This window comes from Massilia sp. YIM B02443, from assembly GCF_030411955.1.
In the GTDB taxonomy this organism is placed as follows: Bacteria; Pseudomonadota; Gammaproteobacteria; order Burkholderiales; family Burkholderiaceae_D; genus Telluria.
This window is the reverse complement of sequence record NZ_JASNRA010000007.1, coordinates 188,747-202,480: the sequence shown is the minus strand read 5'-3', so window position 1 is coordinate 202,480 and position 13,734 is coordinate 188,747. Positions and strand designations below refer to the sequence as shown.

Annotated in this window: 10 protein-coding genes and 1 pseudogene; 8 read left to right on the top strand and 3 right to left on the bottom strand. The window is 62.9% G+C overall.

What is annotated here, in order from left to right; genetic code table 11:
- Positions 1-7 precede the first annotated feature (7 nt).
- Positions 8-2,068: an ATP-dependent DNA helicase RecG gene (gene recG, locus QPK27_RS10070; protein WP_290418084.1), complete on the bottom strand. Its 2,061-nt coding sequence runs from the start codon at positions 2,066-2,068 to the stop codon at positions 8-10.
- Positions 2,069-2,174: 106 nt separating this feature from the next.
- On the opposite strand from recG, the gene queA reads away from it, so the two are divergent.
- From queA to secF, 7 genes are all read left to right on the top strand, one after another.
- Complete coding sequence (gene queA, locus QPK27_RS10065) at positions 2,175-3,197, top strand: tRNA preQ1(34) S-adenosylmethionine ribosyltransferase-isomerase QueA (protein ID WP_290418083.1); 1,023 nt, start codon at positions 2,175-2,177, stop codon at positions 3,195-3,197.
- 64 nt (positions 3,198-3,261) lie between these two features.
- The gene (locus QPK27_RS10060) at positions 3,262-4,467 is read left to right on the top strand and encodes an AAA family ATPase (protein ID WP_290418082.1); all 1,206 of its coding nucleotides are present in this window, start codon (positions 3,262-3,264) and stop codon (positions 4,465-4,467) included.
- The gene (locus tag QPK27_RS10055; RefSeq protein ID WP_290418081.1) at positions 4,464-5,075 is read left to right on the top strand and encodes a DUF4276 family protein; all 612 of its coding nucleotides are present in this window, start codon (positions 4,464-4,466) and stop codon (positions 5,073-5,075) included. Before QPK27_RS10060 ends, QPK27_RS10055 begins: the two co-directional genes overlap by 4 nt.
- Before the next feature lie 11 nt (positions 5,076-5,086).
- Complete coding sequence (tgt, locus tag QPK27_RS10050; protein ID WP_290418080.1) at positions 5,087-6,226, top strand: tRNA guanosine(34) transglycosylase Tgt; 1,140 nt, start codon at positions 5,087-5,089, stop codon at positions 6,224-6,226.
- A gap of 360 nt (positions 6,227-6,586) precedes the next feature.
- The gene (yajC, locus tag QPK27_RS10045; RefSeq protein ID WP_290418079.1) at positions 6,587-6,919 is read left to right on the top strand and encodes a preprotein translocase subunit YajC; all 333 of its coding nucleotides are present in this window, start codon (positions 6,587-6,589) and stop codon (positions 6,917-6,919) included.
- A 54-nt stretch (positions 6,920-6,973) separates the two neighbouring features.
- Positions 6,974-8,863, top strand: a complete 1,890-nt coding sequence (gene secD / locus QPK27_RS10040) for a protein translocase subunit SecD (protein ID WP_290418078.1) — start codon at positions 6,974-6,976, stop codon at positions 8,861-8,863.
- Between the two features lies 1 nt (position 8,864).
- Positions 8,865-9,887, top strand: a complete 1,023-nt coding sequence (secF, locus tag QPK27_RS10035) for a protein translocase subunit SecF (protein ID WP_290418077.1) — start codon at positions 8,865-8,867, stop codon at positions 9,885-9,887.
- A 400-nt stretch (positions 9,888-10,287) separates the two neighbouring features.
- Here the strand turns inward: secF and QPK27_RS10030 are convergent, their stop codons facing one another.
- Complete coding sequence (locus QPK27_RS10030) at positions 10,288-12,144, bottom strand: glycoside hydrolase family 15 protein (protein WP_290418076.1); 1,857 nt, start codon at positions 12,142-12,144, stop codon at positions 10,288-10,290.
- Positions 12,137-12,934, bottom strand: a complete 798-nt coding sequence (gene fabG / locus QPK27_RS10025) for a 3-oxoacyl-ACP reductase FabG (protein WP_290418075.1) — start codon at positions 12,932-12,934, stop codon at positions 12,137-12,139. Before fabG ends, QPK27_RS10030 begins: the two co-directional genes overlap by 8 nt.
- A 476-nt stretch (positions 12,935-13,410) precedes the next feature.
- Between fabG and QPK27_RS25445 the strand changes: the two are divergent.
- Positions 13,411-13,731, top strand: a pseudogene (locus QPK27_RS25445) (IS1595 family transposase); the annotation flags it as partial.
- Between the last annotated feature and the right edge of the window lie 3 nt (positions 13,732-13,734).

Here is a 13,734-nt window from a genome sequence, read left to right as displayed (position 1 = left end):
CAAATCGTCAGACTTTCAGGAATTCTTCGCGCCCGCCCAGCCAGCGCGCCAGGTGCGCATCGACCACCGCCATCCGTTCCGGCGTCTCGCCGTCCAGCAGATACTGCGCGACGTCGCGCGCGCGGTCGACCAGCCACTGGTCGGTCTCCAGGTCGGCGAAACGCAGCATCGCCTGGCCCGACTGGCGCGCGCCGAGGAATTCGCCGGGACCGCGGATCTCCAAATCGCGCCGCGCGATCTCGAAGCCGTCGGTGGTTTCGCGCATCGTCATCAGGCGCTGCTTGGCGACCTGGCCCAGCGGCGACTGGTACAGCAGCAGGCACACCGAAGCGGCCGTGCCGCGGCCGACGCGCCCGCGCAGCTGGTGCAGCTGCGACAAACCGAAACGCTCGGCATGCTCGATCACCATCAGCGACGCATTCGGCACGTCGACGCCGACCTCGATCACGGTGGTGGCCACCAGCACGTGCACCTGGCCCGCGATGAAGGCGTCCATCACTTCCTGTTTCTCGGCCGGCTTCATGCGGCCGTGCACCAGGCCGACCTGCAGGTCGGGCAGCGATTCGGCCAGCGTCTCGTAGGTCTCGGTGGCGGTCTGCAATTGCAGCGCTTCGGATTCCTCGATCAGCGGGCAGACCCAGTACACCTGGCGTCCTTCCAGCGCCGCCGCGTAGACGCGCTCGATCACTTCGTCGCGCCGCATCTGGTCGATGGCGCGCGTGACGATCGGGCTGCGGCCCGGCGGCAGTTCGTCGATCACCGAGACTTCGAGGTCGGCGTAATACGTCATCGCCAGCGTGCGCGGGATCGGCGTGGCCGACATCATCAACTGGTGCGGCACCAGGCCGTCGCTGCCCTTGTTGCGCAGCGTGAGACGCTGGCCGACGCCGAAGCGGTGCTGTTCGTCGACGATCACAAGGCCCAGTTTCGCGAACTGCACCGTGTCCTGGATCAGCGCGTGGGTGCCGATCACCAGGTGCGCTTCGCCCGACTCGATCATTTCGTTCGATGCGGTCTTTTCCTTTTTTTTCAGGCTGCCCGTGAGCCAGGCGACCTTGACGCCGAGCGGCTCCATCCAGGCCGCGATCTTCCTGAAGTGCTGCTCGGCCAGGATCTCGGTCGGCGCCATCAGCGCGGCCTGGTAGCCGCTGTCGATCGCCTGGGCGGCGGCCAGCGCCGACACCACGGTCTTGCCGCTGCCGACGTCGCCCTGCAGCAGGCGCTGCATCGGATACCCTTCGCGCAGGTCGGCGCGGATTTCTTCCACCACGCGCTGCTGGGCGCCGGTGAGCTTGAACGGCAGCCCGGCCAGGAAGGCTTCGGACAATGCGCCCACCGCGCGCAGATGCGGCGCGCCCTTTTCGCGCCGCGCGCGCTGCGCCCGTTTCAACGACAGCTGCTGCGCCAGCAGCTCGTCGAACTTCATGCGCTCCCACGCCGGATGCGACTTTTCGCTCAGCGCGTATTCGTCGACGTCGGCCGGCGGATAGTGCAGCAGCTTCACCGCCGGCTCGAAGTCGATCAGTTCCAGGCGCTTGCGGATCCCGGGCGGCACGGTGTCGCTCCAGTCGATGCGCTTCATGGCGTCGGCGATCGCCTTGCGCAGGATGGTTTGCGACAGGCCTTCGCCGGCCGGGTACACCGGCGTCAGCGAAGAGGGTAGCGGAGCGCCTTCGTTGACAACTTTATAGGTCGGGTGGACCATCTCGGCGCCGAAGAAGCCGTGCTTGAGTTCGCCCCGCGCGCGGATGCGTACGCCTTCCGCCATCTGCTTGGTCTGGCTGCCGTAGAAATTCATGAAGCGCAGCAGCAGGTCGCCGGAGTCGTCCTGGATCGTCACCAATAACTGACGCCGTGGCTTGTAGCTGATCTCGTTCTTGACCACCACGCCTTCGACCTGCCAGGTCTGGCCGCCGCGCATGCAGGCTTCGCGGATGGTGACGATGCGGGTCTCGTCCTCGTAGCGCATCGGCAGGTGCAATACCAGGTCCATGTCGCTGCGCAGTCCGATGCGGGCGAGCTTGCTTTCGAGGGTCTTGGGTGGGTTTGTGGTCTTGGAGGCGGGCATATCGCGGCAAAAAGGCGCTTGCTGACGTAAAATAGAGGGTTCGCCGTATGCGCTGGAGCCTGTATTGTAAAGCTGGCAGCGCTCTTTTGCCCACCAATTGAAAATCATGTACTCGCTTTCCGATTTCGACTTCGAGCTGCCGCCCGAGCGCATTGCGCAACTGCCGCTGCCGAACCGCAGCGCCTCGCGCCTCCTGCAACTCGACGGTGACACCATCACCGACCGCCATTTCGCCGACATCGTCGACCAGCTCCAGCCGGGCGACCTGCTGGTGATGAACAACACGCGCGTGCTCAAGGCGCGCTTCTTCGGCGTCAAGGAGACCGGCGGCCAGGTCGAGGTGCTGGTCGAGCGCGTGCTCGACGACCGCACCGTGCTGGCCCAGGTGCGCGCTTCCAAGTCGCCCAAGCCCGGCAACCGCATCCGTCTGGCCGATGCTTTCGACGTGACCACCGGCGAGCGCGCCGGCGAGTTCTTCACGCTGCATTTCGAGGGCGACGTGTTCGAGCTGATCGAAGCCCACGGCCGCCTGCCGCTACCGCCCTACATCGAGCACACGGCCGACGAATTCGACGAGCAGCGCTACCAGACCGTGTATTCGAAAGAGCCGGGCGCGGTCGCCGCGCCGACCGCCGGCCTGCACTTCGACCAGCCGCTGCTGGACAAGCTGGCGGCCAAGGGCGTCAACTTCGCCTACGTGACGCTGCACGTCGGCGCCGGCACCTTCCAGCCGGTGCGGGTCGAGATTCTCTCTGAGCACAAGATGCACACCGAGTGGTACACCATCGCGCAAGAGACGGTGGACGCGGTGCGCGCGGCGAAAGCGGCGGGACGCGACGTGATCGCGGTCGGCACCACGAGCCTGCGCGCATTGGAATCGGCGTCGCAGTCGGGCGAGCTGGTGGCCGGCAGCGCCGACACGGCCCTCTTCATCACGCCGGGCTACACCTTCAAGACGGTCTCGCGCCTGATCACCAACTTCCACCTGCCCAAGTCGACGCTGCTGATGCTGGTGTCGGCCTTCGCCGGTTATGCACCGATCCGCAAGGCCTACGCCCACGCGATCGCCAACGAATACCGCTTCTTCAGCTATGGCGACGCCATGCTGTTGAGTAATCAGACACGATAGGTCGTGTGCTAAAGTCTTCTCGCACTCTTTCTCCTTACCGGCGATCTGCGAATGGGACGACATCATGGGATATCCAATGTTTTTGAAGCGCGTCATACTGCGGAACTACAAGAGTATTGCTGACTGCGACGTCAAGCTTTTGCCATTGACCTATCTAGTTGGTGCAAATGGCTCAGGGAAAAGTAATTTCTTGGATGCTTTGCATCTCGTCCGTGACGCGTTGAATGGATCACTCGACAATGCGATGAACGAGCGCGGAGGTTTATCCGAGGTGCGACGCAAGTCCAGTGGTCATCCAACGCACTTTGGTATTCGACTGGAATTTCGGCTTCCAGATGGGCAGGATGGTCATTATGCGTTTGCGGTCGGTGCCATGCCTAGTGGTGGTTACCAAGTACAGCAAGAGGAGTGCAGTATTGGTGGGGCTGGAAAAGGCCCTTATTTTCGACTGGAAAAAGGCCAGCTCATTAAGTCTAGTGAGACGACTTTCCCTGCCGTGACACCAGATCGACTGGCCCTCGTTAGTGCTTCGGGTCTTGCAGCATTTCGTCCGGCATTCGATGCTCTGGTTTCGATGGGTTTTTATAATCTGAATCCGAAAATTATTCGCGAACTCCAGAAGCCGCAGGATGGACGTTTATTGAAGCCGGCAGGGGAAAATTTGGCAAGCGTCATCGGTCACCTTTGCCGGACAAATTCAGATGCGGTCAAAATCATCGAGGAGTATCTTCACGCAGTTGTACCGTCGGTACAGGGTGTAAAACGTGAAGTCGTCGGGCCGATGGAAACTTTGAATTTCAGACAAGATATGGCGGGTGCTAAACATCCATGGAGTTTTAGTGCGCAGAACATGTCAGATGGTACGCTTCGCGCGCTAGGCGTACTTACTGCGCTATTTCAAGGCAACGCCGATCATTCTCCCTCGATTATCGGCATTGAAGAACCTGAGACTGCACTTCACCCTGCGGCCTCTGCAGCCCTACGCGAGGCACTGGAGCGCGCATCGGAGCATACGCAAATTATTGTCACCAGTCATAGTCCCGATTTGCTGGATGACGCGAAGATCACTCCAGAAGAGATTCTTGTGGTCGCTTCTGAAGAGGGCGCCACGCGCATTGTCCCTCTTGCAGATGGTTCAAAGGCAGCGATCCGCGATCACTTGTGTTCGGCTGGAGAGCTTCTTCGTATGAATCAGTTGAATGCAGAGCCGACGGTGCCCGGAAAACCTGCACCAAAGCAGGCGGATCTTTTTGGCGAGTTCAGGACATGATCAACGTCGTTTCTATCGTCGAAGGCGATGGCGAGGTCGCAGCACTGCCAGTACTTCTGCGCCGAGTCAATGAGTGGAAAAATCCGGATGTTTTTTGCAATATTCTGCGCCCTATCCGTGTCCGTCGTGACCAGTTTCTCAATCGTGAGGACGTATTCAACAAGCAGCTGCAGATAGCAGCTGCATTGGCTGAAGATGATGGATGGGTGTTAATTGTGCTTGATGCTGATGACGACTGTCCTAAAGAGCTCGCACCACAGATATTGCAGAGGGCTGCTGTCATTGTTCCACACCGGCGTATTTCTGTCGTGCTGGCGAACAGGGAATTTGAAGCTTGGTTTATTGCCTCGGTTGATTCGTTAAACGGAAGGCGCGGATTCACGCTTGGAAAAACTATCGTTCCTGACGCAGAGACAATCAGGGGCGGCAAAGAGTGGATCAGTAAACATATCCCTGATGGTAAATATCATGAGGTTACGGATCAGCCGGCATTTGCTGCATTGATTGATCTGGAAGCAGTACATGAAAAGAGCCGCTCGTTCAGAAAGCTGTGTAAGGAGTGGCTCGCTCAAAACGAATCTATTTTTCTCAAACTAAACGAGAGCTAAGTAAGTAATACATGTTGGAATTTACCCTCCTCAAAAAAGACACCAGCGGCCTGTCGCACGCGCGTCGCGGCCGCCTCAAACTGAACCACGGCACCATCGAAACCCCGATCTTCATGCCGGTCGGGACCTACGGCTCGGTCAAGGCGATGGACCCGGTCGAGCTGAAGGAAGTCGGCTCCCAGATCATCCTGGGCAACACCTTCCACCTGTGGCTGCGTCCGGGCGTGGACGTGATGAACAAGTTCGGCGGCCTGCACCAGTTCATGGGCTGGGACAAGCCGATCCTGACCGACTCGGGCGGCTTCCAGGTGTTCTCGCTGGGCGCGATGCGCAAGATCACCGAGGAAGGCGTCAAGTTCGCCTCGCCGATCGACGGTTCGCGCCAGTTCCTGTCGCCCGAGATCTCGATGCAGATCCAGCGCGCGCTGAACTCGGACATCGTGATGCAGTTCGACGAATGCACGCCGTACGAGATCGATGGCCGCCCGGCCACCGCCGAAGAAGCGGCCAAGTCGATGCGCATGTCGCTGCGCTGGGCCCAGCGCTCGATGAACGAATTCAAAGGCGGCGAGAATCCGAACGCGCTGTTCGGCATCGTCCAGGGCGGCATGTACGAGCACCTGCGCGACGAGTCGCTGGCCGGCCTGGAAGACATCGATTTCCCGGGCCTGGCGATCGGCGGCCTGTCGGTGGGCGAGCCGAAAGAAGACATGAAGCGCATCCTGGCCCACGTCGGCCCGCGCCTGCCCGAGAACAAGCCGCACTACCTGATGGGCGTCGGCACGCCGGAAGACCTGGTCGATGGCGTGGCGAATGGCGTCGACATGTTCGACTGCGTGATGCCGACCCGGAACGCGCGCAACGGCTGGCTGTTCACGCGCTTCGGCGACGTCAAGATCAAGAACGCGCGCTACAAGGAAGACCAGGCGCCGCTGGACGAGAGCTGCGACTGCTACTGCTGCAAGAACTTCTCGCGCGCCTACTTGCACCACCTGCACCGCTCGAACGAGATCCTGGGTGCGCGCCTGAACACGATCCACAACCTGCATTACTACCTGAAGCTGATGCAGGAGATGCGCGATGCGATCGATGCGGATGGCTTTAACGAATTCCGCATCAAGTTCGCCGCGGACCGCTCGCGCGGGGTGTAAGTGCCTGCTGATCGGCCGAGCCGCTAATCTTCACCGTTACAGGTTGATTCGTCATCCCCGCGCAGGCGGGGATCCAGGTTCGTTGCGCTGCCACTACCGTCAATGATGGCGCCGCGCGGGCAAGCTTGGATCCCCGCCTGCGCGGGGATGGCGTTTTGAAGGTAGTGGTGTCAAATGCGGTTGGCACTCGCTAACCGTCAGCCCGGCCCATCGAGCGTCTTTACGCGCCCGGCATGAAATGTTCACCAGCGTCTTGTAATTCCAATCAGCAAGACAAACCTGGGTCCGGATTTGGTTTGCGGCGACTTGCCGATGCTAGAATACACCGCTTCTTTTTTTAACTTCACAATCGGAGTTCTTGTGTTCATTTCCAATGCGTACGCGCAAACTGCCGCTGCAGCCGATCCTGGCCTGATGGGCAGCCTGACTACTTTCCTGCCGCTGATCCTGATGTTCGTGGTCATGTACTTCCTCATGATCCGCCCGCAGCAGAAGCGCCAGCGCGAGCTGAAAGCGATGATGGACGCACTGACCAAGGGCGACGAAGTCGTCACCGCCGGCGGCATCGTCGGCCGTGTCAACCGTGTGACCGACAGCTACGTGACCCTGGAAATCGCAGCTGGCACCGAAATCACGGTCCAGAAGAACGCCGTGACCACCCTGCTGCCGAAAGGCACGCTGAAAGCCCTGTAAGCCAGCCGTGCGGCGCGCATGCGCCGCATCGCGTAACCCGAACGCCGGAACACTATGAATCGCTATCCCGTCTGGAAATACTTACTGATCGTCTTCGCGCTCCTGATCGGCGCGTTGTACACGGCGCCTAACTACTTCGGCGAAACGCCGGCGTTGCAGGTGACCTCGGGTCGGTCGACCATCAACGTCACCGGTGCCACCACCACCATGGTCGAGGATGCGCTCAAGCGTGCCGGCGTTCCGTCCACCGGCGTCAGCCTGCAAGGCAGCGGCCACAGCACGTCCGTGAGCGCCCGCTTCGCCGGTACCGAAGAGCAGTTCAAGGCCAAGACCGCCCTCGAGCGCGAACTGAACCGCGACCCGAGCAACCCCGACTACATCGTCACCGTCAACCTGGTGACCAATACCCCGGACTGGATGCAGAAGATCGGCGCCGACCCGATGAGCCTGGGCCTGGACTTGCGCGGCGGCGTGCACTTCCTGCTGCAGGTCGACACCAAGGCCGTGTTCGAGAACAAGATCAAGGCGCTGCAAGCGGCCGTGCGCAGCAACCTGCGCGAGAAGGACGTGCGCCACGCCGGCATCGAACGCGTGGGCGACACCCTCGAAGTGCGCTTCCGCGACGCCGCCACCCGCACTGCCGCGCGCAACGTGCTGGCGGCCCAGTCGCAAGAGCTGGCCTTTGCCGACGCCGCCGACGGCGCCGACCAGAAACTGGTCATCACCCTCAAGCCGGAAGCGCTCAAGCGCACCGTCGAAGACGGCGTGAAGCAGAACATCGTCACCCTGTCCAAGCGTATCAACGAGCTGGGCACTACCGAACCGATCATCCAGCAGCAGGGCGCCGACCGCATCGTGGTGCAGCTGCCGGGCGTGCAGGACGTGGCGCGCGCCAAGGACATCATCGGTCGCACCGCGACGCTCGAACTGCGCATGGTCGACAACAGCGTAACCCCGGGCACCGAACTGTCGGCCGCCATTCCGCTGAACTCGGAACTGTTCACCGAAGGCCGCGGCGCTCCGATCGTGGTCTCGAAAGACATCGTCCTGACCGGCGAATACATCTCGAGCGCGGTCGCCAGCTTCGACTCGAACCAGCAGCCTGCCGTCTCGCTCGACCTGAACGGCGATGGCGGCCGCCGCATGCGCCTGACCACGCGCGACAACATCGGCAAGCGCATGGCCATCCTGCTGAAAGAGAAGGGCAAGTACAGCGTGCTGTCGGCGCCGGTGATCCAGAGCGAATTCGGTTCGAACTTCCAGATCACCAATATGGGCACCTCGCAGGACGCCAACGAACTGGCGCTGCTGCTGCGCTCGGGCGCGCTGTCGGCGCCGATGGAGTTCGTCGAAGAACGCGTGATCGGCCCGCAGCTGGGCGCCGAGAACATCTCGCGCGGCATCCACTCGACCGTGTGGGGCTTCGTGGCGATCGCCATCTTCATGATCATCTACTACCACCTGTTCGGCGTGTTCTCGGCGCTGGCGCTGGCGGCCAACGTGCTGTTCCTGCTGGCCCTGCTGTCGATGCTGCAGATCACCCTGACCCTGCCAGGTATCGCGGCAATCGCGCTGGCCCTCGGTATCGCGATCGACTCCAACGTGCTGGTCAACGAGCGCATCCGCGAAGAACTGCGCGCCGGCGCGGCGCCGCAGGCGGCCATCTCCGCCGGTTTCAAACACGCGTGGGACACCATCGTCGACTCCAACGTGACCACCCTGATCGTCGGCCTGGCGCTGCTGATCTTCGGTTCCGGTCCGGTGCGCGGCTTCGCCGTGGTGCACTGCCTGGGCATCCTGACCTCGATGTTCTCGGCGGTGTTCGTGGCCCGTGGCTTCGCCAACCTGTGGTACGGCCGCAAGAAGAAGCTGACCAAGATTTCGATCGGCACCGTGTGGCAACCGGGCATGTCGCCTACCAAGAAACCAGCATCGGGACAGTAAGATGGAATTTTTCAAGATCAAACGGGACATCCCGTTCATGCGCCACGCGTTGATCCTCAACGCGATCTCGGTGCTGACCTTCGTCGCCGCGGTGTTCTTCCTGTTCCACAAGGGATTGAACTTCTCGGTGGAATTTACCGGCGGCACCGTGATGGAGCTGCACTACCCGCATCCGGCAGACCAGGAAAAGATCCGCACCACGCTGCGCGGCATGGGCTATTCGCACCCTGAGGTGGCCAGCTTCGGCACCGCCCAGGACATCATGCTGCGCCTGCCGATCGTGCAGGGCACCCCGGCGGCGAGCGCCTCGGGCGCCGTGTTCAACGCGATCTGCGCCTCGGAAAGCGGCACGCCGAAGGTCACCCAGGTGACCACCGCCAAGGGCGAAATCGTCAACCGCAGCAGCTGCGTCGCCGCCGGCGACAAGGAACTGCTGAGCCTGCAACGGGTCGAATTCGTCGGCCCGTCGGTCGGCGACGAGCTGCAGCAGAACGGCCTGAACGCCCTGATCATGGTGGTGGTCGGCGTCGTGATCTACCTGGCGATCCGCTTCGAGTGGAAATTCGCGGTGGCGGCGATCGTCGCCAACCTGCACGACGTGGTCATCATCCTGGGCTTCTTCGCCTTCTTCCAGTGGGAATTCTCGCTGACGGTGCTGGCGGCGATCCTGGCGGTGCTGGGCTACTCGGTCAACGAATCGGTGGTGATCTTCGACCGTATCCGCGAAATGTTCCGCAAGCAGCGCAAGATGACGGTGCCGCAGGTGATCGACCATGCGATCACCAGCACCATCTCGCGTACCATCATCACCCACGGTTCGACCCAGATGATGGTGCTGTCGATGCTGTTCTTCGGCGGCTATGCGCTGCACTACTTCGCGATCGCGCTGACCATCGGCATCTGCTTCGGCATCTATTCGTCGGTGTTCGTGGCGGCGGCGATGGCGATGTGGCTGGGCGTCAAGCGCGAAGACCTGATCAAGCCGGTCAAGGAGAAGGACGAGACCGACGGCGCCGTGGTGTAAGCGACGCAGGGTTTCCCCCCTCTGAACATGCCGCCCCGGTCCTGCCGCGGCGGCATTTTTGTTGGCGAAAAGAGAACCTGTCAGCGGCAATGGCGATTTGAGCAACTTGTGTGTGGCAACGTACAGAGAGCAACTATGGCGGCCCCTATAGTGGAACCGTCTCTTTCAGGACATCCCTAGTTTTGGACTTCACCCGTTCCCCCCAAGGGAGCGGGTTTTTTTTCGCCTATCGAGCCAGATCAAGCAACGCGCAAGAAACCTTCGACACTGTGAACTGGCGCACGGAGCGCCTGTCACGCCGGGCATAAGATGGATGCGTCTCTTTCAGGACATCCCTAGTTTTGGACTTCACCCGCTCCCGCAACGGAGCGGGTTTTTTTTGCCCGCTGCGCCGTGAGGCCTACATGCGCCAGGGGTGATTGCGGTCGCCGTCGATGGCCCCGTCCAGGTAGAAGGTGGCGCTGATCAATGCCAGGTGGGTAAACGCCTGCGGGAAGTTCCCGAGCAGCTCGGCCTTGCTGGTGAACTCTTCCGCATACAGCCCCACGTGATTGCCGTAGGACAGCAGCTTTTCCATGTGGCTGCGCGCCTGCTCGATGCGCCCGGCGCGCGCCAGGCACTCGACGTACCAGAACGAGCAGGCCGCGAACGCGCCTTCGCGCCCCTCCAGCCCGTCGTCGCGATCGTAGCGCATCACCAGCGCGTCATCGCTGAGCTCGGCGCCGATGGCGTCCAGCGTCTTGATCCAGGCCGGATCGGTGGAGCCGACGAAGCGCACCAGCGGCATCATCAGCATCGCGCCGTCCAGCTCGGTCGAACCCTTGCTGCGCACGAAGTGGCCGCAGTCCTCGTTCCAGAAGTTGTCCCAGATGTCGGTGGAGATCGCGTTGCGGACCGCGATCCAGCGCTCGAACGGCGCCGCCAGCGAACGCTTGCCGGCCAGCCGGATCGCGCGATCGACCGCCACCCAGCACATCAGGCGCGAATGCAGGTGTTCCTTCGGTTCTTCGCGGCCCTCCCAGATGCCGGCGTCGGGCCGCTGCCAGTTCTCGCACACGAAGTCGACCACGCGGCACACGCCCACCCAGTCGGCGTGCGAGATCGCTTCGCCATACTTATTGCTCAGGTAAATCGAATCGAGCAGGGCGCCGAAGATGTCCAGCTGCAGCTGGGTCGAGGCGGCGTTGCCGATCCGCACCGGCCTGGAGTCGGCATAGCCGGCCATGTGCCCGAGGTCGGTCTCTTCCATGGCCGGGCTGCCGTCGAGCGCGTACATGATGCGCAGGTGGCCGTCTTCCTCGGCGCCGCAGCTGGCCAGGTCGGACGCCCAGCGGGTAAACGCCTTGGCCTCGTCGGTATAGCCGAGCCGGATCAGGGCGTACACCGTGAACGAGGCGTCGCGGATCCAGGTGGCGCGGTAGTCCCAGTTGCGCGAGCCGCCGGGCACTTCGGGCAGGCCGAAGGTGGCCGCGGCCACGATCGAGCCGTGCCGGCACGAGGTCATCATCTTGAGCACCAGCGCCGAGCGCGTCACCGCGCCGCGCCAGCGCCCGGTGTAGGTCGAGCGCGCGGCCCAGGATTGCCAGCGCCTGATCACGTCGGCGACCAGCGCGTCGCGTCCCTGCTGGTCGGGCTGGTCGTCGCCATCTTCGTCGAGCACGATGTCCAGTACCTGGCCCGCCTGCAGCGCGAAACTGGCGCGGGCGCCGCCTTTGGTGGCGCTGAAATCGACCGGCCCGCTCAGGCGCAGGCGCGGCGCGTCCGGGGCCGAGAACACGACGTATCCGTCACCGACTTCGACCTGCGGCAACTGGCGCGCATAGTCGAAGCGCGGCTGGCAATCCAGCGTGAGGCGCACGCTGCCGCGCGTGACGCGCACCCGGCGCAGCAGGCGCGGCCGGCCATGGCCGAGTTCCTCGGGGCCGCTCATCAGGTCGGTGATTTCGGCGCCGGCTGCGTCGCCCAGCCAGTGCGTCTGCAGGACGTTCGTATCCGGCACATAGCTCTGGATCACGCGTGCATTCTCGATCTCGGGCGCCAGCGTGAAGTGGCCGCCATGCTCGGGGTCGAGCAGGGCGGCGAACACGCTCGGGCTGTCGAAATCGGGCCAGCACAGGAAGTCGATCGCGCCGTCCACCGCCACCAGCGCCATGGTGGCCAGGTTGCCGATGACACCATGTTCAGCGATGGTGCGCGGTGGTGGCGGCGGCGTCGGAGCCGGGGTGGATGCCGGCGCACCGTTGGAACGTTCAGCCATTGTTTTCGAATCCCGGATACAGCGACATGCCGCCGTCGATCAGCACCGAGGCGCCGGTCATGTAGTCGGCCGCGTCCGAGGCCATGAACAGCGCCAGCGCGGCGACGTCCTCGGGATCGCCGATGCGGCCGTACGGAATCAGCTCGAGCAGTTTCTTGCCGGCCTCGCCCTCGGTGGCGTCCTCGTTGATCGGGGTGCGGATGGCGCCCGGCGCGATGCCGTTGACGCGGATGCGGTCGGCCGCCACTTCCTGCGCCAGGGTGCGCATCAGCATCGCGATGCCGCCCTTGGAGGCGGCGTAGTTGGCGTGGCCGGCCCAGGGGATGATTTCGTGGACCGAGCTCATGCACAGGATGACGCCGTTGGCGCGCATCTGGCCGCGGTTGCCCTGCTGGCGGAAGCGCCGAACCGCTTCGCGCGCGCACAGGAACTGGCCGGTCAGGTTGACGTCGATCACCTTCTGCCAGTCGGCCAGCGACATCTCGGCAATCGGCGCATCCTTCTGCACGCCGGCGTTGGCGACCAGGATGTCGATGCCGCCGAAGGCGTCGGCCGTCTCTGCGAACAGGCGCCGGACGTCGTCTTCATCCGCCGTATTGCCCTGTATGGCGCGCGCCTGGCCACCGGCGGCGGCGATCGCCGCCACGACCTCGTCGGCTTTTTCCTGGTTGCTGTTGTAGTTGACCACCACGCGCGCACCGGCGCGGGCATAGGCGATGCTGACGGCGCGTCCGATGCCGGAGTCGCCTCCGGTCACCAGCGCGACCCGGTCGTTGAGGTTCAGCTGCATGTTGTTTCCTTCCATGACTGTGGCGCCGCAAGCACGCGCAGGCGTGCGATCGCGGCCTCGATGGAAGGACGTTAACATGAAAGCCGGATGGGAACGGCACAGTAGGCGGGCGCGCCGGCGGCCGCCGCTACTGATGAAAAAGAGAAGTGGAAGAATGGAATTCTATGTGAAGCAACGCACCGAATGCGGCGTGCGCGGCACGTAAGATGGACCTGTCTCTTTCAGGACATCCCTAGTTTTGGACTTTGCCCGCTCCTTGAGCGGGCATTTTTTTGGCGCTGTCACCGTTGTGTGTTGAATTGATTGAACTGCTGAGGGGCCAAGTGGTCTGACGAGTATCGAGACCCGATGGAGCGATGATGAAAGCGGCAGCCTTCAAACGATGGTCGGCGCAATTGTCGCAACTGAGCAGGCAGCTGCGGGCGCATTTGCTGGCTCTGATCCAGCCGGCGGTCGGCCTCGACCGCGTCTGCACAATGAGCAACGCCACTCGCGCAGCCTGCTGCGTCTGCGGTTACTGCGGCGCCGCCAAATGCTACCGGCATGGCGTGCATCGTGGCCTGCAGCGCTATCGCTGCCGCGCTTGCGGCAAGACCTTCACGGCGTTGACCGGCACGCCGCTGGCCAGGCTGCGGCATCGTTCCAAGTGGCTCGACTACCTCGGCAAGATGCTCGACTCGGCGTCGGTCCGCGCCGGCGCCAAGGCGGTCGGCGTGCACCGCAACACCAGCTTTCGCTGGCGCCACCGCTTCCTTCATCTTGGCAAGCACGATCGACCCGACGGCTTGCGCGGCATTGCC

What these genes read in the sequence shown, in the direction of transcription:
- tgt (WP_290418080.1), top strand. Translation starts at nt 5,087, where the DNA reads ATGTTGGAATTTACCCTCCTCAAAAAAGACACCAGCGGCCTGTCGCAC.
- QPK27_RS10030 (WP_290418076.1), bottom strand. Translation starts at nt 12,144, where the DNA reads ATGGCTGAACGTTCCAACGGTGCGCCGGCATCCACCCCGGCTCCGACG.
- QPK27_RS10055 (WP_290418081.1), top strand. Translation starts at nt 4,464, where the DNA reads ATGATCAACGTCGTTTCTATCGTCGAAGGCGATGGCGAGGTCGCAGCA.
- queA (WP_290418083.1), top strand. Translation starts at nt 2,175, where the DNA reads ATGTACTCGCTTTCCGATTTCGACTTCGAGCTGCCGCCCGAGCGCATT.
- fabG (WP_290418075.1), bottom strand. Translation starts at nt 12,934, where the DNA reads ATGCAGCTGAACCTCAACGACCGGGTCGCGCTGGTGACCGGAGGCGAC.
- secD (WP_290418078.1), top strand. Translation starts at nt 6,974, where the DNA reads ATGAATCGCTATCCCGTCTGGAAATACTTACTGATCGTCTTCGCGCTC.
- secF (WP_290418077.1), top strand. Translation starts at nt 8,865, where the DNA reads ATGGAATTTTTCAAGATCAAACGGGACATCCCGTTCATGCGCCACGCG.
- QPK27_RS10060 (WP_290418082.1), top strand. Translation starts at nt 3,262, where the DNA reads ATGGGATATCCAATGTTTTTGAAGCGCGTCATACTGCGGAACTACAAG.
- recG (WP_290418084.1), bottom strand. Translation starts at nt 2,068, where the DNA reads ATGCCCGCCTCCAAGACCACAAACCCACCCAAGACCCTCGAAAGCAAG.